Annotated in this window: 17 protein-coding genes; 13 read left to right on the top strand and 4 right to left on the bottom strand. The window is 52.5% G+C overall.

The window, feature by feature from the left end; translation table 11 throughout:
* Window positions 1-37: 37 nt before the first annotated feature.
* The 8 genes from ACOI8A_RS24000 to ACOI8A_RS23965 all read left to right on the top strand — a co-directional run bounded on the left by ACOI8A_RS24000 (window position 38) and on the right by ACOI8A_RS23965 (window position 10,750).
* Complete coding sequence (locus tag ACOI8A_RS24000) at window positions 38-790, top strand: alpha/beta fold hydrolase (RefSeq protein WP_420657848.1); 753 nt, start codon at window positions 38-40, stop codon at window positions 788-790.
* Between the two features lie 132 nt (window positions 791-922).
* On the top strand, window positions 923-1,405 hold the full coding sequence (locus ACOI8A_RS23995) for an OsmC family protein (RefSeq protein WP_420657846.1): 483 nt from the start codon (window positions 923-925) through the stop codon (window positions 1,403-1,405).
* A 285-nt stretch (window positions 1,406-1,690) separates the two neighbouring features.
* A complete protein-coding gene (locus tag ACOI8A_RS23990; RefSeq protein WP_420657845.1) occupies window positions 1,691-3,742 on the top strand; it encodes a type VI secretion system tip protein VgrG in 2,052 nt (683 codons plus the stop codon).
* Entirely contained in the window at window positions 3,739-4,593 is an 855-nt protein-coding gene (locus ACOI8A_RS23985; RefSeq protein ID WP_420657844.1) for a DUF4123 domain-containing protein, read from the top strand. The genes ACOI8A_RS23990 and ACOI8A_RS23985 overlap by 4 nt, the downstream gene beginning before the upstream one ends.
* Window positions 4,590-5,354, top strand: a complete 765-nt coding sequence (locus ACOI8A_RS23980; protein WP_420657842.1) for a hypothetical protein — start codon at window positions 4,590-4,592, stop codon at window positions 5,352-5,354. The genes ACOI8A_RS23985 and ACOI8A_RS23980 overlap by 4 nt, the downstream gene beginning before the upstream one ends.
* A 12-nt stretch (window positions 5,355-5,366) precedes the next feature.
* On the top strand, window positions 5,367-7,574 hold the full coding sequence (locus ACOI8A_RS23975) for a lipase family protein (protein ID WP_420657840.1): 2,208 nt from the start codon (window positions 5,367-5,369) through the stop codon (window positions 7,572-7,574).
* Window positions 7,575-7,766: 192 nt separating this feature from the next.
* Window positions 7,767-8,738 (top strand): transposase, encoded by a 972-nt coding sequence (locus ACOI8A_RS23970; protein ID WP_420657838.1) that lies wholly within the window; start codon window positions 7,767-7,769, stop codon window positions 8,736-8,738.
* 158 nt (window positions 8,739-8,896) lie between these two features.
* Window positions 8,897-10,750, top strand: coding sequence for a hypothetical protein (locus ACOI8A_RS23965; protein WP_420657836.1), 1,854 nt, complete (start codon window positions 8,897-8,899; stop codon window positions 10,748-10,750).
* A 213-nt stretch (window positions 10,751-10,963) separates the two neighbouring features.
* On the opposite strand, the gene ACOI8A_RS23960 is transcribed toward ACOI8A_RS23965, so the two are convergent.
* Entirely contained in the window at window positions 10,964-11,101 is a 138-nt protein-coding gene (locus tag ACOI8A_RS23960; RefSeq protein ID WP_420657835.1) for a hypothetical protein, read from the bottom strand.
* Window positions 11,102-11,675: 574 nt separating this feature from the next.
* Window positions 11,676-15,737 (bottom strand): NACHT domain-containing protein, encoded by a 4,062-nt coding sequence (locus ACOI8A_RS23955; protein ID WP_420657833.1) that lies wholly within the window; start codon window positions 15,735-15,737, stop codon window positions 11,676-11,678.
* A 348-nt stretch (window positions 15,738-16,085) separates the two neighbouring features.
* On the opposite strand from ACOI8A_RS23955, the gene ACOI8A_RS23950 reads away from it, so the two are divergent.
* The 5 genes from ACOI8A_RS23950 (at window position 16,086) to ACOI8A_RS23930 (ending at window position 22,694) form a co-directional block, all read left to right on the top strand.
* Window positions 16,086-17,843 carry an SIR2 family protein gene (locus ACOI8A_RS23950; RefSeq protein ID WP_420657832.1) on the top strand — a complete coding sequence of 586 codons (1,758 nt, stop codon included), beginning with the start codon at window positions 16,086-16,088 and terminating at the stop codon, window positions 17,841-17,843.
* A 219-nt stretch (window positions 17,844-18,062) separates the two neighbouring features.
* Window positions 18,063-18,476, top strand: a complete 414-nt coding sequence (locus tag ACOI8A_RS23945; RefSeq protein WP_420657830.1) for a hypothetical protein — start codon at window positions 18,063-18,065, stop codon at window positions 18,474-18,476.
* Complete coding sequence (locus ACOI8A_RS23940) at window positions 18,473-20,905, top strand: AAA family ATPase (RefSeq protein ID WP_420657829.1); 2,433 nt, start codon at window positions 18,473-18,475, stop codon at window positions 20,903-20,905. Before ACOI8A_RS23945 ends, ACOI8A_RS23940 begins: the two co-directional genes overlap by 4 nt.
* A gap of 470 nt (window positions 20,906-21,375) precedes the next feature.
* Entirely contained in the window at window positions 21,376-22,137 is a 762-nt protein-coding gene (locus ACOI8A_RS23935) for an abortive infection family protein (protein ID WP_420657827.1), read from the top strand.
* Between the two features lie 245 nt (window positions 22,138-22,382).
* Entirely contained in the window at window positions 22,383-22,694 is a 312-nt protein-coding gene (locus ACOI8A_RS23930; protein ID WP_420657826.1) for a hypothetical protein, read from the top strand.
* Between the two features lie 138 nt (window positions 22,695-22,832).
* On the opposite strand, the gene ACOI8A_RS23925 is transcribed toward ACOI8A_RS23930, so the two are convergent.
* Complete coding sequence (locus ACOI8A_RS23925; RefSeq protein ID WP_420657825.1) at window positions 22,833-23,696, bottom strand: hypothetical protein; 864 nt, start codon at window positions 23,694-23,696, stop codon at window positions 22,833-22,835.
* 256 nt (window positions 23,697-23,952) lie between these two features.
* On the bottom strand, window positions 23,953-24,507 hold the full coding sequence (locus ACOI8A_RS23920; protein ID WP_420657823.1) for a hypothetical protein: 555 nt from the start codon (window positions 24,505-24,507) through the stop codon (window positions 23,953-23,955).
* Between the last annotated feature and the right edge of the window lie 300 nt (window positions 24,508-24,807).

Genomic DNA, 24,807 nt, shown 5'->3' with positions numbered 1-24,807 from the left:
CTTGAATAGAAACTCAAGATACCAACTGGAGAAATGGATGCTTCATTCAACCCGCATAGTTTTTATTCACGGCTTGATAGGCCCACTCAACGAAACCTTCCTGAGTGATGGGGCACAGTCTACGCAAATGCTTGCTCCAGACATGCTCGGCTACGGCTCCTTGGCAGAAGTCGATCCGCCGATGATCAGCCTAAATGCCCAAGTCGAGTATCTGCATAAGGAAATCAATGCAGTCTCTGCAACACATGACCGCTGGTACCTCGTAGGGCATTCGGTCGGTGGTGCGATTGCTGCGCTTTTTGCCGCAGCGTACCCGGATCGCGTGGAAGCCGTGATAAGTGTTGAAGGCAACTTCACGTTGGATGACGCTTTTTGGTCGCAAAAGTTGGCAAAGATGTCACTCGAAGAAGTCGAGGCCAAGCTGGCGGAAGACCGTTCAGAACCTGAAAAGTGGCTGAATGGCGCGGGAGTAAAACCAACCGAGGCAACCTTGTCGGCCGCAGTAACCTCTCTTTCGTTTCAGCCGGCGAGCACGCTTCAACAAATGGCAGCCTCAGTCGTTGATATCACGGGCGACCCTGCCTACCTGAATGGAATCAAAGGCTGGGTTGATAACATTCCGCTCCATCTTATTGCAGGCGAGCGATCAGCCAATGGATGGCACATTCCTGCCTGGGTCAAAGAGAAAGCCGCGTCATACCGAGTAATGAAAAATTGTGGCCATCTGATGATGCTTGAGGATGCCCACCAATTTTCGTCCGCTATCACCTCCATCATCGAAAAAAGCTAAAGCCACTTTGAATCGACGGCAGCCTAAAGGCTGCTATCGTTTTCTTGCTCAAGTTCCCGCGCACCGCCGCGAAAACGCGTGATTTTCATTCGACAAGATGACTCCGCAAGACGCTTACCCTAGGAGGGATCAATGGTAGATAAAGCGCACGAGTACGAAGTTCAGGTAACTTGGGTCGGCAACAACGGAACAGGAACGTCATCTTATAGGGGGTACAGCCGGGCGCACGTAATCGCAGCTAACGGCAAAATACCAATTGAGGGGTCGTCCGATCCCAGTTTTCGAGGAGACCCCACGCGCTGGAGTCCCGAGGAATTGCTCTTGGCATCCTTATCTGCGTGCCACAAGCTTTGGTACCTTGGCCTTTGCGCTGAGGCCGGGATCGTTGTGGTGGCCTACGAGGACAACGCTCAAGGAATAATGGTCGAGGAAAGCGACGGCGCTGGTCAGTTCACCTCAGTTATTTTGAGGCCGAAAGTGATTCTGGCATCGGGGTCTGAGATTGCAAAAGCTCAGACTCTGCACAAAATAGCTCATGAGAAATGCTTCATTGCTCGTTCGGTAAACTTTCCAGTCAGCCACGCACCCGAAATATCGATAAGCCCAGACGCCTAATTAGCTAGAGATGGTGTCCGCATAGTCGGGCACCCCTCTCAAAGCGTAGCTGCCTAGATGACATTGCCGGACGCTTACGAAAAATGAACTCAGCATCATTTTCGCTGTCTCTGTCGGTCACCGAAGAAACATTCCGAACAAACGAAAATTCTGACGCGATTTAGGACGTTTCCTACATCAATTCTTCTGCCGTTTTGTTAGCGTGCTCGAAAATTTAAGCTTGCTCAGGCTAGGTATGGCTTTGGCTTCGCGTTTTGTCTCCTCTCTCAGCTTAAGGATAAGCGTATGTTCGCGCCGGCTAATGCTGCGCACTTCACGTTACTGATCCCATCTGTTCGTAACGATTTTAAGGTGCTGGCCTTTCACGGCACCGAAGCCATCAGCAGCTTGTATTCGATCCAGATTGAACTGGTCAGCGAGTACCCTGATTTCGATCTGGAAAGCCTGCTCAGCCAGTCGGCTTTTCTCCAGTTTGGCCTGAATGGCGAAGGTATTCATGGGCGCATCGAAGATGTTTTCGTGGGTGAGGCCGGTAAACGCCTGACCCGTTACCAACTGACCTTGGTGCCCGCTCTGCACTATTTGCAGTTCAGCCATAACCAGCGGATTTTCCAGCACCTGACGGTGCCGCAAATCATCGCCCAGGTCCTTAATGGGCATGGCATTCAGGGCGATGCGTATACCTTTCATGCCAGCACCAGCCCTGAGCGCGAATACTGCACTCAATACGGCGAAAACGACTTCGAGTTCATCCAGAGGTTGTGCAGTGAGGATGGGATTTCGTGGCACCATCAACACAGCCAGGATGGCCATCAGCTGGTATTCACCGATGATCAGACCTATTTCCCCAAGCTGGGGGGCACACCGTATCAGCAAGGCTCAGGCCTGGCGGCTGATCACCCGGTCGTCAGTCAGTTCTCAATGCGCTTTAGCACTCGTACCAGCACGGCCACGCGGCGGGGCTATGATTTAAAACGCCCAAGCCTGTTATTGGAAAGCCAATTCACTGCCGAGTTTAGTCCTGCGCTTGAAGACTACTGTTACCCGGTGTTGCACGAAAATGAAAAGCTCGGAAAACAGCTTGCCCGTCACGCCCTTGAGCGGTACCGAAGCGACTATCAACTGGCCGAGGGCAACAGCGACCAGCCGATCCTACGCAGCGGCTATTTCTTCGACCTGACCGAACACCCGCGCAAAGCGTGTAACGCGCTGTGGCTGTTGCTCAGTGTCAATCATGCTGGAAAACAACCCCAGGCGCTTGAAGAGGCGATCACCAGCGACGTTAAACCTGAGGACGGCTTTACCCAAGGTTACCGCAACAGCTTCAGCGCGATTCCCTGGGACGTGTTCTACCGTCCATCGCTGGTCACGCGAAAGTCGGTGCTGGTCAGCCAGACGGCCCGGGTCACCGGTCCAGCGGGGGAAGAAATCTTTTGCGATGAGTACGGGCGGGTTAAGGTCGAGTTTCATTGGGATCGCGCCGAACTTGGCAGCGACAAGAGCAGTTGCTGGCTGCGGGTTTCATCCAGCTGGGCCGGGGATAGTTTCGGTGCGGTGACCATCCCGCGTATCGGCATGGAAGTGGTGGTGACCTACCTGGAAGGTAATCCCGACAATCCGTTAATTACCGGTTGCGTGCCTAATAAGATCACGCCTGTGCCGTACCCCTTGCCCGCGAACAAAACCAAAACGGTTCTGCGCAGTCACAGCTCGCCCGCCAGTGGCGGCTACAACGAGCTGTCGATTGAAGACCGCAGCGGTCAGGAGTTGATCTACCTGCGCGCTCAGCGTGACATGGAGCAGAAGGTCGAACATGACAGTCGGCTGGAAGTGGGTAACGAACGCCGGGAAACCATCAAGGGCAACAGCATCGCTGTGCTGGAGGCTGAAGAGCAGCGTACCGTCACCGCTGACCGTAAGGTCGATCTCAAAGCCAATGACTACTTACAGGTAGCCAGCAGCAGCCACACCCGTGTCGGTCAAACGCTGGTGGTCGAAGCGGGCCAGGAAGTACACCTCAAAGCCGGGGCTAATTTAATCCTTGATGCCGGGGCCAGCATCACCTTGAAAGCCGGTGGTCAACACATAGTAATTGGGGCCGGTGGTATTTTTAGTAGCACCGAGATTCAAATCGGCGGTGCACCTGCTGGAGGAACGGCTGCCAATCCATTGTTGCCGGGCGTATTAGCGGCCCTGGCGACCCCACCCGCACTGCCTATGATGGCCCCGACACAAAATGCGCTGATGGTGGCCAGTAAAGTTAAAGGCGCTGACTTCTGCCCGCTTTGCGAGGCTTGTAAAAACGGTCTTTGCCTGCCCAAAGGAATGACATCATGATAGCTGCCGCCCCTCGGCAATGGATGATCGATCAGCTAAAGCTCGACCGTGCTCTGTGCCTGATTCTGGATTCGGAAGGCGAACTCGACGTCCGCCAAGCCTTGCTGAAAAACAGCGGTCCTGATCAGCATTCCAGTGTGTACAGCGAGACTCAGGTCTCCGATTTAGCTGATGCGGGGCCTTTCATATTCCTCGTTGACAGTCCTGACGATGAACGCATCCGAGATCTACTCAACGTGCCTGAGCGTAATTGGGGCTGGCTAGCCAGTATTCGAAAAGGTGATCTGCCGACGCTCACTCAACACTGGCGCGAACGGCTGATTATCGGCACGCGGCCCAATCAGGCGCTGTACCGCTTCCACGACAATCGCGTCCTAACCCGCGCCTTGGGGCATCTCCCTGAAGAAGCCCGCCCTGAGTATTTGGGGCCAACGGTCAGTACGTGTTACTGGCAAGGCGCAAGCTGGGAAGTCACCCACAATCCAGTTCCCGGCGAACACCCGCTTCCTGCTGATCCGATGTGGCTGAACATTCCCGCACCGGCGAGTCAGTCGATGGAGATGCTTCAGTCCAATATCTACCGGTATCTGTGGGCAGAACACAGCGACGACCTGATGCGACTCAGCCAGCGCCAAGACCCAAGCACTTGGCTTGCAGAACAACTCTCGCAGGCTCAGCAATGGGGATGGTCTGCCCCTGAGCAAGTGCATTTCTTGATCATCAACAAACTCAATGAAACTGAGCCGACCATCATAAAAAGCTGGTTACCTCATGCCGGTGAAGCGCCGCAGGTTCACTTCGAGCGCCTTTTTAATGAAGCAAAATTCTGGTCAGGAGAGCAATCAGCATGATGCACGTACGACACTTCACTCCACACTTCCTGCGGGTCTCATTTGTGAGCGCAATGGCCTTGGTCGCTTCGGGCTGCTCAATGGCACAGACAGAAAGTTTTACCTTTCAAGCCGACATCCCAGAGAACTTCACCGTTAGTCCGATGGCTTACTACGAGTCGGCCTCCGGCGAGTCGTGTTCCGGGCATAACCTTATCCAAAGCGAGCAGCCCAAGGGAGTGCGTCCGGTTGAGTTCAAGCTGTCACTGACGGACACCGCGAAGGGTTGTTCAATGGTTTTGACAAAAGTGGTGCTGCATATCGAAGGACAGTGGGGCAAGCGCGAGCTGGACATGAGTCTACAGACTGCCGGTTTATCGATTCATGATGAGCCATCAGAAGCGGTTCGCACTTTCCCCCCATCGGGACCTCTGGTCTTTCAGGGGCAGTGCCAGTGGTTGTTTCGCACGATGGGTCCGTATCGTTACATCGTCAAAATCCTAGAGTGCCGGGCGCTCGACGCGAATGGCGTTGTGCAGAAAAGCTTGGCGGGCGGGGCGTTGCAGCGCGATCAGCTAGCGGGCAAGACTGTGAAATTGGTACTGACGGTAGCGAAAGAGGAACAGCCGTATTTTGGGCGTTCATGGCTAGAAACACCTAAGGGCTGGAAGCCCTGTATCGAAACGAAGGAAACGTTCCGCTGCCAAACTCCGCCGACTTTCACCGATTTCAAAATGCCCGATGGACGTGACTGCTCCGTCTACCCCAACTGCACCGAATAAGGACATCAAAGGATGAGTTCGTATAAACCCATGGAAGATGGGGATAAGCCGGCATTCAGCGGCAAGATGTTTACCTGCCCAAACAAAGGGCACTGGGTTAGTTTTCAGTTGGTAGACGAGTTCGGTGATGGCAAACCGTATGCTGGTCTTGCCTATATCCTTCAGGACAGCGCGAAGCAACAGTACACGGGGGTGCTGGACGCCAAAGGGTTTGCCAAGATTGAAGACTGCTATCGAGGCCCTGTCGTATTAACGGTCGATAGTGAGTATCAAGGAGGCGTTGATATTTGGTATGAAAAGATCGTGGATAGAAAATCTTATCCACTTCCGATTACCGAACTCCAGGTACGCGCCGAACAAACCCGTTTCTTCCACAAAGACGGTTTCCCCGTCGATCACAACCCCGCGCAAAAAGCCGGAGATAAATTCATCCAGGTAGAGGTGCGGGATCTGGTCAAACGTAGCGCGCATTTACCCCCGCGCGTTGACCGCAAATACCCGCCAGATGACATCTTGGTTAGGGCGCTTGATGAGCTGAGTTTTGGTCCAGAACCGTTATCTCAAGTAGGTGTTGGGCTACTGTCGAACCGGCACACGCTGCTACAAGTGCGCCCCCTGCGTGCGTTTAGACCGATGCTGTCAACGGATAATGCCTTCAGCGCACTGAACCTGTACCAGCTCGCGATCATGTCGGACTTGAGCTACTCCAATTTCGGTCAAAACCCCGTTAAAAATCCTGTGGACTTCGTGAGTTTCCCGCTGGATCCCAGCGTCGGTAACTTTTTTGGTGACGCGCTTTCGAACTATCGAGAAAGTTGGAAGGTAGACAGTTCGCAGTCGTCGGTTCACCGTTACTATCCACTGTACGAAGAAGTGCCTTACTCAAAGCGCTTTGAGATTTTGCCATTCGACCCAACGGCGTATGAGCAAAACAAGCCGAGCGACACTCAGGAACACCCTGCCAATCTGCATTTTTTTGATGACGCCAACAAGAATTGGCTTAGCGGAAAGAGCACGCAGGCGTTCATCACGCACCATGATGAAGTCATACTGATTGCTATTCGTGGAACACTGGAGTTGTCAGATTGGTGGCGGGACGCTGACGCGGCACAAGTGCCTTTCGAAGAAGGTAAAGGGAAGGTCCATAATGGCTTTTACGATGCCTATCAGGCGTTAAAGAAGTTTATTCAGGACTATTTATTCCGATTTTATGTCGGGCAAAAAATCATAATCAGTGGCCATAGTCTGGGTGGTGCGATTGCATTGTTGCTGGCGGAAGCTTTGCGGTGTGATGAAACTCAGAAGTACGACGTTCTCCTCTACACCTATGGATCGCCACGCGCGGGTGATGCCACGTTCGTCGCCGCTGCCAAGCCGCTGAAGCACCACCGGATGGTGAACAACAACGACATGATTCCCGGTGTCCCTGCGCCTTGGATGAACGCACGGCGAACCATCTGGATTCCTGGGCTTGCGGCACTTTTTATTACCAACCCTGTTTTAGGCATCTTGATCTTCGTCGCAGGTCTGGTTCGTGTCGGTGGCGCGCCCTATCAGCACCATGGCGAGCTGCATCACTTCATGCCCGTGGATTTTACCGGGAAGGAAGAGTCGGCGATTCTCTGGGATCCGGGTTGTGCCTCCATTGAGGAGGCCGCTTGCACTAGGGCTCTGGCCAAAGATGGCGACCTGCCATTTCGTGGTGGTTTTATCGATCAAGCCATGAATTTAGGTGATCACAGTATACCGGGGTCCTATATCCCGTTCTCTTGGGCGACCTTTCGACGTTGGCAGCAAACTCAGGAAACTGGCGGGACGGTGGTCACTAAGCGTGAATACGAGCTTGTGGCGGCGGCATTGGAGACGATGCGCACCAAAGTACAGGATCAAGGTAAGCAAACAAGGAACACTCAGCGCTATATCAACAATGACCCTGAGTACATACAAACATCGGATGATTTGAACCAAGAGTCGCAAAAGCTTTTCGATTCGGTGGCGCGTCTTAAAAAGGAAAAAGCACGTCGTCTGACACTGGTCGATGTCTACGGAAGCGCAGCGCAATCTCCCAACTTGGAAGACGCTCTGCTTCGTTGGAAAAACCAACGGGAGAACAAGCGGCTGGTGCAGATTGCAATGATTCCTCGGCAGGTTGATGACGGTTTGATGTTTGCCTCTCGCAGCGGCATGCCTCATACGTTGGACATCGATTCTATTGTTTAGTGGGAGTGTCTACCGGTTTGTGCGTGGAATACGCACAAACCGGTAGCGTCTTTGATATGGCTAACTCTTGGATAGCTACCAGGAAAACTTCCCTCGTGCCCATCCCCAGGCACGAGGATTTACCCCATTACGATGCGTGTCTTCTGGTGAACCCACGTCTTGAGGTTGACCGGTTAACTCACTAGATGCCCCATGAAAAACTTAAGTTCAATGCCCAATACTCGTGCTGCCCTCGACTACCACAGATGCCTACCTGTTGAGCTCCACAGCCAAGCGGATGCGTTTATCCGCTATCTGCACGAGCTACCCAACAAATCACCGGTCGAGTGCCCGGTGTGCGGTCATCCACGCTTTAGGCTGGATGCCAGTCAAAAAGTACGACTGCCTTTTTATCGCTGCATTGCGTGCAATAAAGGCTTTAACTGTTTGTCGAAAACGCCGTTTTCGGGCTACGGACTCATGTACCTGTGGTCAACCTATGGTCAGTACCTCTTAGCAGGTTGGCCGATGTCCGCTATTGCCAAATCCATGGGTATTTCTCCCAGTACCACGTGGCGCTGGATTAAACCCTGCCGTGCCGTGATGGCCAAAAAATTTCCAGCGTTGTATCACTGGTGGTCTGCGCGACAAGATCGAACCAACCTGGAGCCTCCCGCGCATATTGCGGCTCAAGCCCAGGCGTTCTTGAGTGGATCAGAGCTGCTGCTGACCACTCAGCAGGCGGTGTGTTCGAAGTGTGGTTCACCTCACATGCAGCGTATCGATGAGCGGCGCCCTGATTTTCGATGCCCTAGCTGTTGGACTACGGTGAGCTTACTCCATGGCACGTTACTGTCCCGGTTAGGTCATCCGGAGCACTGGTTGGGTTTTGCCCAAGGTCTGATCAATGGCGAGAGTGTGGTTGATCAGCAGCGACGCACAGGGCTTTGCGCCCCGTCATGCAGGCGCTGGCAGATACGTTTCACACGGATGCTTGAACAACAGCGGCACACCGAACTCGCCCAATGGATTACCTGGCTCCGTAGTCGCCGAGTCAAAGAGGTGAGCGATTTCGTGCGTGACGGCGGGCAGTTGGAGGCCGTCGCGGGTTCTCGTTATTCGGCTGGGTCAAATAGACGTTTTGCCGTTCCACCCAAACGTCCCCGAAAGGGAAACTCTGTTTAGTAAGCCGCTTCAACCACTATGTAAAGCCACAAGGAAGTATTTATGCATCCATCGCTACAGCGCCTATCCCCAAGCTCCGCGCCTCGTTCACACCGTGCCTTGCTGTTGGGTACAAGTTTGTGTAGCTCACCCATTAGACCCGTGCCAGAGGGACGAATATGAACCGTTTACTACCAAGCCGGTACGGATCCCTCCTGGCCGCAGTTCTGTTGTCAGCCTGTACCGCAGCTTGGGCGGCGGAGCCGCAACCGAAGCTCGCCCATATACTGTTGCTTGAGGCGCAGCACCTGAATCGCGAGGAATCCTGGCCGGCGGCTACGACTGCGGCGCGGGTGGCGATGGAGGCAGGCCGTCGCGAAGGGGTCAATGGTATTGTCGCGATGTTGGACGGGGGAACCTTGCTGGTGAATCTACTGTACAAGCAGGGGAAGTACGCAGAGGCCCGTGCTGCCGCCGAAGAGCAAGTGGAGTATGAAGAGCAGCAGACAGCGTCTTTCGGCAGCACGGTTACCCCAGACCTTCACGGCGCAGCGCTGTTAGGCGTAGCTATCGAAGCAAGCATGGCGGCGGGTGACAGGGCAGCGGTCGTCCGCCTGCAGGAAAAACTCTACTCCGTCACCAAACCCTATTCCGGACTATGGCGCCTGTCGCCGGATGAGCCACGTCTACATTACGAGTTGGCCGGTTTATCATTGCCGTTGATACTGGGGCAGTGGAAACTGACGAAGTTTGAACCCGCTAATAGCCGGGATTTCGACTCCCGCGTCCTCTACACACAGAAATCGGCAGACAGCCACTTGAGCGCCGAGATTTCGCTGTCTTATGACGAATTACAACGCAAGAAGACATCGTCACAGCGGCAGGAATGGCTCAAATCCTACGACGAGTTGCGTGAGCAAAAAGCGCGTGCATCGGCGATGCCCGATCTACCCTTCGACGGACTAACCGTCGTCAAACTACAGAGGCCAGAACCCTGTGACGGCGAGCCGTGCACCAACGTTTATTGGACTGCGCTACGTGGCGACTGGCGTATGGAGATCGATGTGATTTTCAGATCGCGAGACGAGGCCCAAGCAGTTGAGCAAGTGCGAAAGTTGTTCGCAGCACTGAAATGGCAAAGTGCACCACAGCTGTTTCGCGAGCGCACGATGGCCGAGCAGAACCGAGACATGGATTCGCATTGGAATACTCCTGGCGGCTGGTCCAAGGCCGCTGAACTGGCGGAGCAAGCTAAGCCCGATGCGTTTTTTTCCGAGGAAATTGCACGATTACAAACATTTATCGGCGTGGCGCAGTACCGGCGTGGCGCGTTGGATGCGGCCCGACGCACGCTAGATCTGGCCGTACTTGCCTGGGGGGATGGCTCTGCCAAAAATGAGAAATTTTATAAGGCCGCGTTAGATTATGCTGCGGATATCGCCTACCGTCAGAGAAGAGACACAGAGGCTGTCGCCCTGAACCGGACGTTCATCGAATGGCAGGAAAGCGACGCTTCGATGGGCTGGGGAATACCGAAGGGCGAAAATGCTTTTGTTAACCATTGGGCAGGCATGCGGTTGCCCTTGCGTGTGGGCACTTACCGCCTGAGATTGGGTGATGCCAATCATTTTTACTACGAAAACTTGCAAACGGGGGCACAACTTGGTCTCACAGTAGGCTTGGCTCAATCATCTGATCAGGAGCTCGAATCGTTGCTGCGCGCCTTCATGACGAAAAAATTGGGGCTGCAAGCCGGAGAAATGCACATAACGAAGTTTTCGCCCAAGCCAGCCGAGCATGGAGAGCCGCAGGCAACCGGCCGTAAATGGGAGTTCGATGTGACAAAGCTGCCGGATGGCAAAGGCGCTTCCGAAGAGGCCCCTGCAACTGGTGTCCTGCGGGAAACACCTATAAAGATGGCGTTCTGGATCGTGGATCGCAAGGGGCAGAGGTCGTTGCTACGGGCACCAATCATGGACGGTGGTCAAACCAAGGCTGAGGCGAATCAGATTGCGCAAGCATTGTCATTGTAGGGCCGATGACGCGACGGCAGCCGCTGAGGATCTGGAGTCGGAGGGCCTCTAGGCTGCTACTTTGAGTCGAAGATCTTTAGCAATTAGCCCAGGAAGGCCTCAATCAGCTCACCCTACCGAACTGATTGCACTGGATCTCTTCGTCTGCCAGGGCGGTGACCACAGCGGTAGGGCTGCCTGGCCCCGAGGCTTCTTGTGGACAGGAGGCGGACGTTAGAACGCGCCCCACGGAAGAACCATAAAGCGGTTGCGGTAGCTCTGATGAAAGTCATCCTTGTTGTCAGTGTTGCCACTGCTGATGTTCTCGTTGAATACCTGTAGTTGCTCGCCTTCATGGATGACCTGAGTCAATAGCTACAGGTCGTTCCACTCTTGGCGCGGGCGGCCTGATATTTCCAGGCCGTGGCCGCTGACCAACCGGATCTGGTCACCTTGCCCTTCGGCTTGATGATAAGCTGCGTGGCTGCGTTCCAGAGTACGCAGACTGATTTGCTTACGGCACTCGCGGCCTATGAAACGCTTCAGTGTCTTTTCTATCGACCCTCGATTGTGCACCACAGGCGCAGCGAATACCTGCTGGTCAAGTCGAATGCAAATGATTGGTCAGAGGCAGTGCAATTGGGTGGTCAAGTTGAATGCAAACGGGTGGTCAGAGGCAATGCAATTGAGTGGTCAAGTCCATGCAATTACGCAGATGTTGCGGTGTGTGCCCAGAAACACACCGCGGGGGACATCATGCCTGATCGTAATGAATGCCAGAGATACTGATGGCAGGCCACCACCTCGCATTTTAGATGGGGGCGATACTACAACTGAAAATGGCTGCTTGTGACCGATATCCACCGCCCGTGAAAGGTAGCTTTGATTCGTTCTTTGACGGTCAAGACTACGAAGTGTGCTGGGCAAGTTCGATGCAAATGGCTAGTCAAGTCGGTGCAATTACCCAAAAATAGCTCAAGCAGGAGAGGGCTGGCATACGCGGGCCTGCTCCAGCGTTGGCGCTACTACGCGCCAGATCGAGCACCACAATTTTTACACGCCCTTGTGCGAACGCCAGGCAACGCTCTTCAAGCATCTTAGCCATTTCCTCAGCAGAGGATGGACGACGTATACCTTTGCCGGGGCTTCGGAGGGCGTATGCCGAGTCGGCTTGTTTGCCGAACCATAGAACGAGATAGATTCCCAAACCATCTGCGCGATGGTCGGGCGTGTAAAGCTTGTCGAGCTGATTGTCAGCGGCCGTCCAGACAGATTTGTGCCATTGACCTTTGATCTCGATAGGGAGACGTGCTTTTACCGTGGAACATGTGATATCGACTTTTTTATTAGCGGCTACATGCGTTTCAGGCTCAAACGCAACGCCCGGAGAGCCTTGCCGAAGGAGCCCTACTAGATAATCGCGGCAACTGTTTTCATCCACAGGGATGTTTTGATCAGTGCGATAGAAACCTCTCCAGGAGCCTACGTCGTCACTCGTTATCTTGCGTTGGATGGCGTCGATTTCTTCAAGGACCCAGGCTTGCAAGTCAGCACCGCAGCGAGGAATTACATCTTTGGTGATTGCGATAAGGTCTTCCAGCGTTGCATGCGTAAACGCTGATTCATGACACAGTCGCTGCTGTTTCGCTTTTGCATCGAGCAATAGATCTGTGTAGGTGTCGCGTTGGCTTTCGCAGAGTCGAGTCAATGCATCAATTGCTTCGGGTGTTGTAAGGTCCCCTAATATCTTGATGAGATGAGCAAGTTCTCCTTCTGTGTCGTGCCCGCCATAGGCCATATCGGTGATATCACCGATATGCGTCTGCGTGTAAGGCCATAAGGCTCGAAAAGTCGCGATGATCCATTCTTGCAGCGGGATATCGAGTTTGTAAGGACGTCCCTCTGCACCGAAGAAGTACCCAGGTTCAAGGGCGCGCAAGCAAGGCAACAATTCCTTGTCCACAGGACCGACCGCCAACCGCTTGGCGGTTGCCTGGAAGTTGACCATCAGTCCAACTGCATCCCAATTTAGTTGATGGGCGGGCGATGGGGACGTGCGGCGCTGAGCAAGGACACGCAGCTCGTCATATTTTCCAATTTCCAGAAGCATCTTTATCAGTTGATTTTCCCGCTCAGCCGCCATTGATGGTAACCGTCGCAACCAGTCCGTTGCCAAGCCTGACACTAGTTGTTTGTCTTTCTCTAAATACAGAAGCTCATCGAATGCACCCCTGTGAGAGTCCATAAAGAGTTGGGGCTCGTGAAGCAATCGTAATGCTTGCTCCCATAACCCCCTGGCCTGGATTTCTTGATCTAGTATGGGGCGTAGGGGATGTGACTCACGGTAAAACCAGTTGTGTATGGCTAAAAACGCAGTCATCAGTGCCAGCTCAGTGAGGTCGTTGAACCCGACACCAGTTCTGTGGCGCTCATAGGCGGCAGCGATGATGATAAATGGTGAGAGTCCTTCCCCACCCCCAATGTCGGGCGTATCGAAAAACCAGTCCTGCTTGGCATAGAAGCTGGCTACTTCGGCAACTGAAAGCGTGGAGGGAATACCTTGCAGATAAGCCTCGAAGCCACACAGCGCACTCTTCGCTAACTGATGGCCCAGCCACTGAGACAGACGTTCATGGGCGGCTGCACCAGACCGGTATGTATGCCACTGGCCCAGATAAATTATTGCCGGGTGCTGAAGAGTGTCAAAGTCCCCACTCAGCATTTGCGGGGTTTTATGCAGGTAGGGGAGGCGAGCCTCGGTGTGCTTCTTCTTAAGCGCTTGAGCATCGAGCTTTTTGCTTCTTGCGATGAGCTCCGCCAGCTCGCTTTCCGAGCGTTGCAGCGATAGCTGCTCTATCCACACCAATCCGTCAGGACGATTCCACGCGAACACTCGAGCCGCAGCGCGCAAATCCGCTCCGTGATCGTCAGTGTGGGAAAGCAATTCTACCACCTGGCGCCAGCGGTCATCTTCGAGGTCATCGGAATTGAGGGAATTGAGCAGGGCAATGGCATCGGCTTCTGAGCATTGAAGACTTTTGGATGCGCGCTGCAAGTCGTAATGCCGGCTACCCATGCGTTCTTCCGCACTTTCGCTTAGCAGCGCCAACCGCTGTATCGCGTGACGCGTGGGCTCGTCTTTTTCCAATCGCTCATCAATTTCGATTGCCGGATAGTAGCCGCCACCTTGGATTGCAGCAAAACGAAGCCAGCGCAGTAGACTGCTAGGAACAACACTTTCTTCGTCAAGGTAGCGCAGTATCAGATACACCACGAGATCGCTGATTTCAGGCATTTGCGTGATCTCTTCGGCAATCGCCAAGGCTGCCGCTGCTTGCGTCAGCTTGTCCAGAAAACCGGCGATCCGCTGGCCGGGAAAATGCCCCACCAAATGATCATACTTGGCGATTTCTTCACCAAAGCGAAAATCATGAAATGCACAAGCGATTACGAGCTTGATGATGCAGGAATCGTCGAATGAGGCATAACCTCGCAAACCGGTCAAATCGAGCGCAAGTCTGGCGTTATCGTCTGTATTTTGTGACATGAGTGCTTGAATAAGCTCGTGCGACTGTGCCTCCGACAGCGAAGCGGATAGCCCTTCAAGTGCTGCGCGTCTTATTGCAAAGATCTCAGCAGGATTGCGGACGAGCGCCTGAAGCGTCGGAGCCAGTTGGCTTGCGGCGGTAGTTCCCGGAATTGATTTGAGGAGCAGCAAGCGAAGCTGAACTGACTTTGCCGGTTGCTCCAGCACCGCGAACAGTTCGCTCTCCATACCCGCCCTAATTGCGCCTCTCAGAGAAAGACTGTGGAAGTCTGGCAAAAAACCTGGGTTACGTGTCGCCAGATGGTCCAGGGCACGCAAAAGCGCTCGTGCCTGCTGTGATGTCAGCTGTTCAGGATCGCCGTACTCGATGACACCCACAGGGTCTACAGTGAGCACCTCTGGCGCCAGATGCGGGTCCAAGGCTAGCCAGGCATGCACACCACGCAAGCTTGCAGGTACCAGCCCACTCCGATGAAACGACGCGACTATTCGACGACGTTTGCGCGGCGAATCGGCCTGCCGTCGAAGCCAATCCGCGGCTAAGTATTCGCCAATGCTGCGATGAGAATAGTTGAAACGGTCTACACCTACAGCATCGAACAGGCGTGTTGCGAGCACCTGAGATAGAGGCTTGCTGCCAGAAAGCCGACTGGCTTCTACTAGGGGAAGTGTGTTGCCGATGGCTGGCGCACGGCTGATGGCTCCGAAGCCGCACAGGATTAGAGCGGCACAGGCGGCCCCGGCAGCATCAAGTGCATCTTGCTCGGCCGGTGCGAATGCTGACTTGTTGGCATTACGCTCGCTAAGTAGCTGTTTAACCGCAAATCGAAAGAGTTCTTCACGTCCTTCGGGGAGTGACGATCCGGTCTTGGCAATTTCTATAATTAACCCCAAAGTAAGGGGGTTTCCGAGCCAATTGTCGAGTCGCCTAGCGTTAAGGTGTTCAATGAGATTTGACGCGCCCGCAATTCCCAGTTGATCACGCAACGCCTGCTGAATCTGCTCCTCGGTCAGTGCGCCCAAGTGTAGTTGAAGCGGTGATGCCTTATAGCTGCGTTCGATGATCGCCGCACTCGCGGCACCCATCCAGTCGGATGCCCGGCAGGACAGAATAAATTTGGGATAGCCCAGCCTGCCAAGCGGCTCAATGATCTTCATCAGCGCGTCCATTGGGGAGGACGCGTGCAACTCATCCAGCGCGTCGATCACCAGGCCTTTTGTCGCGTTGAGTTCTTGCCCTGGAAGAAGTGGAAGACTCAGTTGCTGAGCAGTGATAATGCTATAGCCGTACGTCTCCGCTAACCATCCGAGCAAACAGCTTTTGCCCATTCCCGCTCCACCCAGAATGATCAGCGGGCGAGCTTGTGCGCGAAACTCGGCATCCAACTCGGTGTGGGCTACCTCAACGACGTTGTATTCGTCGTGGTGCCAGAGTGTCCTGGGGAGGAAGTTTGATTCCATTCAAAATGCGGCCGTAACAGAGGGGATAAGTGGGAGCTTATCAGCATTCTTAGTCAGATAAAGCACGTCTTGATGTCATATCGCCACCCGGCTATGCCCCGCTGCCAAATCCAGAAATATTGGCTAATTGCTTGAGCCGTGATGCTATTTGCTCCAGAGCATCATGGGCGTGCAGATCGCCAGCAGGTTTTCCACTGAATTGAGTCTTCCTGAACAAAAGAACACGAATACGCCTGTAGCCAAGGAGGAACTGTAAAAATCTGTCTATATCAATGCGCCCTGAGATGACTATATTGTCGAAGTCTGAAAAGTAATACGACGATGTCATAACAGGGAGAAGTGGTAGACATGGCTCCAGCTCCAACGGCTAATGACATTGCGGTGCGTGAGGTGCTTGAGAAACTCGAGTCCGATTTCGCTCCGGCTGCCAATGCGGTCGCGAATGGCGAATTTGCGCTATGGGTAGGTTCAGGGATTTCAAGGCAAGCTCCAAACCTCGGTAACCTCATAGAACGAGCATTCGATTATATTCGAGAGAGGGCAGTTGCAGTTGGGACTGCCGCGGCGTATTTGCCCGCACTTGAAGAAGCCCTCGTGCTTGCCGAGATAGAGCCCGCGACAGTTCAGGCGCAGTACGTACAACCGCTTGCGTCTTGGCCAGAGCATGACAGCATCATTGGCCGGCTCTGGAACAAGTACGCGCGGGTTCTTGACATTCGTATCGCGGGAACGAACGCTGACTTTATCCTATGGGATGCGATCAATATCAGGCTGGCCTTCCAAGATCCCGCGCCGCCTGCCGCCGAACATCTTTGTATTGCGATCCTAATTCTAGAGGGGGCAGTACAGTCGGTCGCCTCTGCGAATTGGGACGGATTTATAGAGGCAGCGGTCGATCGTTTGAGCAACCGTGTTCCTGGTGTGCTGCAGGTGGTCGTTGACCCCGACCAGCTTAGAGGGCCTGCCGGGCGGGCACGATTGCTGAAGTTTCATGGCTGCATTGTGCATGCTTCGCGTGAGCCATTAGTTTTTCGCCGATTCTTAACCGGAAGCTACACCCAGATAATGGATTGGCCGGAGAAGCCTGAGTTCTTAGCTATGTGCAATGCTGTCGTCGGGCTTGCAACAGCTCAAAAAACGCTCGTGCTCGGACTATCAATCCAAGACAACAACCTCCAGACTCTTTTCGCGCGAGCCAAGGCGGCGCATGCATGGCCTTGGCCGTGTGCACCGGCTGCTCCAGCGCATATCTTTTGTGAGGATAAAATACAGCAGGGACAGCGAGATGTGCTACGCCTCTCTTATGGTGAGGCATACAACGAAAATGCGGCTGCCATTCACGAAGCCACGCTGCTGCGCGCCTGGGGTGAAAAGGTATTAATCGCGCTGGTTCTCAAGGTCCTTGGCGATAAGATCACTGCATTAATGCAGCTTTCTCTTACCGAAATCGGTAAAGGCCTGGTTGCAAGCGAACTCAAGTCTTTCCTGAAGTCGTTACGAGATGACATAGCAGAACTTGCAGTTCCCACCCCTGGGGATTACAACCGGACTGACGTTGTAAACCACGCTGTCAAGCTATGGTCCCGTATGCTCTCTTTGTTTCGAAGTGGCCGCCTACCTTCAAGCGCGGACGCTTACGAGACGTTCAGCAACTCAGCTCTCAACCTCATCGCCACTGACCAGAACGCCAAAGCTATGGGTTTGGGACGTCTTGGGGTCGCCTTGTCGCTGTTGCAATATGGGCGAGCAACGGGGCTTTGGGATATTTATAAACCCGCGGATGAAGACCTGAAGTCAGGGGCTGTATCTGCGTGTGCATTACGTCCTGACGGGGTACATCGCCCAATTTTTGTCGTGAAATCGGCTGCTGAGGCGATCTCTTTAAAAATGAACGGTGGATTCGCCGACAACAATGCAATCATCCTACATGCTGACGATGCCTGGTATCAGATGGGTGGGAACGGAGGGAGTGCGAGGCGCGTCCGTGTTGCTCCGGGACGAACCGGACACATTGGCGAAACGCATGTAAGCCTCGGTAATCTACTCGCGAACTGTGGTGATGCCGCGACATTACAGCAGGAGTTTGTTAAGGAGATGATGCTGTGATTGTTGCACCTATCATACATGCGATTCAGGAGCGACTTCACGGCGCTGATTACACTGACTTGACGATCCCTTTCAAGGTTGCTGGTGTGGAGTTCGCGTTCACCGCTGCGATGCGTGGCCACGATGGTAGGGCGCTAGATCTAGTGCTAGTGGTCGACACAACAACGGGGGGGGTACGGTGACCGCGAAGGCGCAAGTGTCAAACAGCGTGTCGAAGCGTTGAGTCGCGCGCTCGACGTAACCGGCTCACGTTATGTGGTGACGGTAGTCATCGCAGGTGCAGTGCTGATGGAGGGGATTGAGGCTCTATCTGAGATTTGCCGTGTACTGCATGTCGAAGGAGTCTCACTTGATGATCAAGGCAGGCCGACAGATGAGGCGGCGCAACGTCAGTTGGACGATTGTATACGTGTGCTACTACCGCTTACGCTTCCTGCCCCTATAGGACAATCCCAAACTGGCAATGGCCCAGCCTTGGAACAGCTTATTCTTGCGCTTTCTGCAAACACTAATAGCGAACTTATAGAGGCTGTTATCGCCGCATCATCAGACGGAGAGCAAGCGGTGATCGATACCATTTCGCAGGTGATCAGCGGTGCCTTCCAATCCGATCTGGGAGCGAAGCAGTCTTGAGCGATTTCATTCTTAAAAGCCTCGACATCAACAATTTCCGAAGCATCCGAGGAAAGATTCATGCACCGCTTGACGCCAAGGTTGTGCTTATCCATGGTGAAAATGGTGCGGGAAAGACGAGCATTCTTTCAGCTATCGAACTCGCCCTGACAGGGAAGGTTCAGTCGCTGGAACGCGCTGATCCCAGCTATGAGAAGCAACTAATTCATCGATCAGCTTCTGAGGGCAGTGTTCTGCTGCGGGCCCTCAGCGGAATATCAGAACAAAGTTTCAACGCTACTCTCAATGTAACCGGTGCGCAGTCCATCAGCGCGCTTGACAATATGCGTGCGACGTTCTTCCGCGAGCGGGCATTTTTACCGCAGGCTCTGCTTGGTCAGTTGCTTCAGATCTATCAAGAAGCGGGCCACGATGCGACATCTCCTCTAGCTGAATTCGTAGCCAAACTTCTAGGACTGGATCGCCTTGACGCGCTCGAAGCTGGGCTGAAGCCACTCGCAGATGTGCGCAACGTTCGCAAAAGTGTTGAAGGCTGGCTTACTGCGGAAAATGAAAAATTACGCCTAGATCGCCTGCTCGCCGAACAACGCCAGGCACACTCAGTTTTAGACGAGCAAATTCAAATCGTGGCTGATGAGCTTGCAATCCTCTGTGAGGAGTTGGAATTATCCGTGGAGGTGCGGGAAGAAACACTCGATCGAGTTGCCACTAGCCTTTCAGATGACAAAGACGCGGACGCATTTTCACTGCTGACGGATCAGCAACGAAAACTAGCTTCCATTCGGCGTGAAATTGAGGGGGCGCAGGCTCCAACCGGAATCACCGTAGACCTCATTACCATTGGCGCGGATGAAGCTAGTGAGGAGTTTTCGCATTGGGAAGCGACATATGGAGATCAAGTCAAATCTCTTCGCAGTCGTGTCGAAGAGGTGTTATCAAATATTTCGCTTCCAAGCGACCCGGAGCAATTCGCAGAAACGGCACTGGTGCGATTAAGCACTGAGCAGCAGCATGTTTCGGAACGTGTTACTCAAGCACGGACTGATATCGTAGGGCGCGCGAAAGCGCAAGATGAACGTGATGTGGCTCTGCGCCAGAGAAACACGATCGACGAAGAAGTCGTTCTTCTATCCAGTAGTGCTGGCAGCCTGGCGGCGGCACTTTCGGAACTGACATCTTTCATTACCGATGATACGTGTCCAGTTTGCGATCGGAATTTCACCGAAACGGGCTTGGCTCCCTTAAGCGAACATGTCCATGACAAGGTTCGAAGTTTATCTGCATCGGCAGAGCGATTACTGACACTCGGACGTGCGCGCAGTGAAATGCAAGTCACCATTGAACGACTGGAGCGAGACATTGAGACGATTGCTGCGCGTAGTCCTGAGGAGAGTGACCTAGCTAACCTTGATCGGCGGCTAGCTGTTATCAATGTTCTGATCAGCCAACTGAAGAGTATTTTCAACGCATTGCAGTTAGGTGGAAAATTACGCGCAGCCGATGTCGCCGCGCGTCGTTCAGTGAGCGACGCTCAGATCCGCGATGTTTCTCTTGTCGCAGCGCACGACATTTTGAATGATTTTGCGCTTTCAATTCGCGCACTTCAGTTAGGTGATGGAGAGTCCTTCGAGGCTGGAGCGACTAGGTTGGAAGCGCTTTTGGCTACCCAAGCGGCGCGATTTGAAAAGCGTCTTTCACTGCGGCGAAAAGCTGCCGATTTAATCGCTACGATTCGTGCTGCATTTAGGCAACGATTGGAAGTGGATGCAAGGATTTCTGCCGATGACGAGTCTTGGAAAGCCGCTAACGGTGCCCTCGAGCGGGCCCAAGTCCTACGCGAGCAGGGCAACACGATCCGTAGTGCCGTTGATAAGATTCGTTCCGCAATTATTCGTCGAGAATTCAATGATCGGCTCAACCTTGTGTGGCGCGATCTGTTTGTACGATTAGCGCCAGGAGAACCATTCGTGCCGGCATTTCGCATTCCAGAATCATCCACTCAGAGGCTCCAGCCTAAACTGATTACTGAGCATAGAGATGGCGGCGAAGCCGGTGGGACGCCAGGTGCCATGTTGAGCGCAGGTAATCTTAATACCGGAGCACTCTCCTTGTTTATCGCTTTGCATCTGTCAGTCCCCCGCGATCTACCGTGCCTCATTCTCGATGACCCGGTGCAATCGATGGACGACGTGCATATCGCCCACTTCGCGGCACTTCTGAAGACCTTGTCAAAGGAACATGGTCGGCAGGTGGTAATAGCTGTCCATGACCGTCAACTATTCGAGTACCTCAAACTAGAGCTCAGCCCTGCATTTCCCGAGGATAGCCTCCTGACACTTGAGCTATCACGAGGTCGTCGTCGAGATAGCGTATGCATCTCGGAGAGGTTCTCGTTCAAGCAAGAGACTGCGCTTCATGCTGTCGGTTAATACTCGATCTCTCAAAGAGGTGCTGACACGCCTGCCGACGCAGGGTGGGAGTGATGAGATGGCGAAGTTGCTGCGGCATCCATTTTGACCTGCCTGCATAGTGATATACCGACGGAGTACCAACATCTTCACAACGGAACGTCATGAGCCTTGAAGCAGGAGCTCGATTTTTCTTTGACTAGAGAAGCCTCCCCTACACAGCTTGGAAGGTTACCTGGGAGGGGTCGCTTGATGATCGGATTGAGAATACGGATTACCAGTACAACAAGATCCGCTCGTCGTTCGAGGAAAATCGGTTTCGCAAGAAAATGCGAACCTCATCTATGCCGAAACCAAGGTAGGATCACCGCAGTGACCACCGATTCGTTGAATTACCTCCACGCCGCCGGACCTCTGTGTTACCTAGTGGCAATCCCCTAGATCGAGAAACAATAGGAGTTGTGCTACACGCACAGTCTAGGGAGTCCTTCTTGAACGAATCATTATTACAGGACCCGTCTTGGAACGGTCCGCTGATCCTCGCCCTACAACGTGCAATCGTTAAAGTGTTTAGCGAAGAAGATTGGCGGGAGGTTGGCTTACTGACTGGACACCTCGACTATCTTACGGGTCACAATCGACTTTTTCGCAGCCTAAGCTGGCAAGATGCGGACTATGGTAACTGTGTCCATCAGGCCTTAAGTTACTTAATGAGTTCAGATGGGCGCGCCTTAGCCACCCTCGTTATGCACGAGAAAATTTTACCCATTTTGGAACAGACTCAACCGCAAAGCCTGGCTCAACTGGGCCATCGCGGAGGGTACGTTCCGGCAGTGGCCCCGTCGCTTAGTGCCTCTGACGTAGTACGTCGAGCTCTCTCAGATGCAGACCAGCTGGTTGCAACCAACGGTGCACAAAGTGCTGTCGATCGTTTGCATACTGCAATGCACGGTTACCTGAAGACCGCATGCAAAGATGCCGGCATCTCGATACCCGACAACGCGACACTCACGCAGGCTTTCAAAGCGCTCCGTTCGGAGCACTCGGCGCTTGGAGATTTAGGTAGTCATGGTGGCGAAGTTGCAAAGGTACTCCAATCATTCGCTGCTGTCTTGGACGCGCTTAACACAATAAGAAATCATGGTAGCGTTGCGCACCCGACTGAGCGCTTGATTGAACCGGCGGAAGCTTCGCTATTCGTCAATGCCGTGCGCACTTTGTTCCATTACCTCAGCCAAAAACTTGGCTCGTAGTGTGCTCCGCAGGCTGGAAGCTGGGTAAATCATGACAGCTTAGTCAAACTATTCTGTCTTTAGATTCATCATGTTGAATTGCATACGACTGAAAAGCCATGGGCGGGTAGCCACATTATTTGCCTATGACCACGGTGGGCAGAGCTCCGAAAAGTGGCAGCCCACAGAAAAGTATTCAACGCAAGAAAACGTTAGGCTGAAACGCTTCCCAGCGTTCGATGAAACCGAAAATATCAAGGGGATATATGATCCATTTTATACCAGAAACTTACTCGGAAATTTCTGAATCTATTCAAGAAAAAAAGGAAATTCAATTTTTTGCAGCCCAAGAAATCACACCCTTAGCTGACACTACTGCTCCGAGCGATTGGAAAGAATTTCCACCGTGCTACCTGTCTCCAAGCGATTTAAGAGAGGTAATGCATGTGAGCCCGATTAATTTAAAGCAGTCATTAATGCAGCTGGAACTAAAAGTGAATCAATCTGGGGGTAAGACTTTTTATAAGGCGGCGCTGAATGGGCTCGTATCTATCAAGATGACATGGAGCCATAATTGACATTTTTTAAATAAAGGAGTGAGTCATAAGGAGCTTCTTTGTTAGAGTTATATATTAACAACCACTCATCATGGTTCCAGCTGAAGTCTTCGTGTTGTGCGGAGGCTCCAGCGAGCAATGTGGGCGAGTCGCAAAGTGTTAGGGCTCTACGGCAATGAGGAACTCGTCGTTAGTCATTACGTAGCTTGAGGTTAATGGGGTTGGAAGGATTTCGTTTAGTAGTGTTAAGGTGTTTCTTAATGCAGCAAGTGTCCCCTTGTCATTTGTAACTAACGTATCCCCTTTATACAGATCTAGGTTCAGAGAAATATATGCATCCTCGCAGTCGTTGCGATCAATAGGTAACATCGTCTCTCCAGGTGATCGGCAATTTGCATAATGGTACAGTCGATGTGTTAAATAGCCAAAATATGGCGCTGTCGCGAGAAACGTTTTGGCTTGGAGGTTCCAATCTTTCATAGGAGATAATGATTGTGTTGCGGCGGTCAATTGTCCGAATAGAGTTACAGATATCAATCTATGTTTTCCATTCAACGCTGGATCGAGATGCGCTAAAGCGGGAAGGGATTGGATATGAGAGACGAAGGAATCCTCTTCATCTTTCAAAATCTCACCGATTCTCTCCCCGATATTAAGGCATGACACAACGCTACCATCTGGAAATGCAAGACTCTTTGCTCCTAGCTCTTCTAAGGACTGCGATTGCTCTGCAGCAGCTATCAGTTGGCTCAAGACAACTTTATCGTCCCTTCGAGTAGGGTTAGAGGATGATTGGAGTTTCTGTGATAGCAGCCAGAAAGGATCGTCCAGTAGAATAGGGATTTGGCATTTGATCAGATTTCCGCGAGCCCTTAAGTAGCTGGTTTCGTCGGAGGAATCATTTAAGTGACTTGCGAGCTCTAGAACTGTCAGTGTTGAAACTGCAATTTTCACCTTCGTTGCGGCTAATCTAAGTTTTTCGCTAGAAATGCCACGGATTGCTGACGTATCCAATATATACATGTTGACCCCAGGTCGATTTGTGCGGATGGTGAAAATAGATTCGCATATTGTTATAGGTGCGTAAATATGACGGCCTAGCACGTTAGGGTTTCAGGTATAAATTAACCAAGTGTAAATACTGTATTGTCCATATTCTGATCCTGGTTGAAAAGCTAATTAATTGTAATAATGAAAAAAAGCATAAAAGGTTTCTATTGTTATGATCTTTGTGTGCTAGTTCAATGGATTGGTAAAGCTGGGTTGTAGGGTGCTGAATCTAAGAGGTGCTCACAAGCGAGTTTAGTCTACTTTTTGCGATACTGACGCAATTCGAAAGTTTAAGCGAAGCCGCCGCGGCTTCTGCGTGGAATTTCTCTTTTTTTGCATAGGACTCATTAAATTGAGTTAGAGAACGGATTTCTTTGAAACTCCCCCAAAAAACATTCATTTGACCGTATATTTCCTTCATTATTGCTGAAATTTCCGGAAAATAAAGATCGACAATGGCGCGAGCACCATCTAAGCACTCGCAGGAAATTAGATACTTTTGGTCGTAGTCAGCTTCGCTTAACTCTGCCCTCCACATAATATCCAAAGATGTCAAAGAGTATTCCCTAGCAATGCGGCTCAAAATTTTATGTGTATCGGTATAGCTGCTAATAATCGTGGTGATGCGTTTGTCTTCCACTGCGGCGTTTATTTTAATTGATTCGAGGCGGAGTTGAGTTGATTGTGCTTCTCTTGCAGAACGCAGTTGAACTATCGATACCATGCCGCCGCCCATAATTGCAGATGCAGCAGCAATAACTGAACTGAAGATCGCCGTATCCATCTTATATTCCCTGTGAGTAAGTAAATGCTCAGTACGATATGACTAAGGTATCGCCCGCTCCGGGAGTTTCTTGAACTCGCATTAGTTTTTTGCCTAATAATATTAGTTAGCTGTCGACCGAAGCCGTTGGGGTGGATAACATAGGAAACTGAGGGCTAGTCAATCCATGTGAATTCTATGGTTCGGCTGTTCGACAGGCTGTTTCCGGGCCTGAAATCTCCTAGGTTATAGGGAGTATTTTAACGTTCGCTCCATTGGCCAACTTAAGGCTCGGTGCGCAATATGGTCAATCGGTCAATC

The sequence above is a fragment of the Pseudomonas sp. P4795 genome (assembly GCF_048822895.1).
Lineage (GTDB): Bacteria > Pseudomonadota > Gammaproteobacteria > Pseudomonadales > Pseudomonadaceae > Aquipseudomonas.
This window is presented reverse-complemented; position numbering and strand designations above follow the sequence as displayed.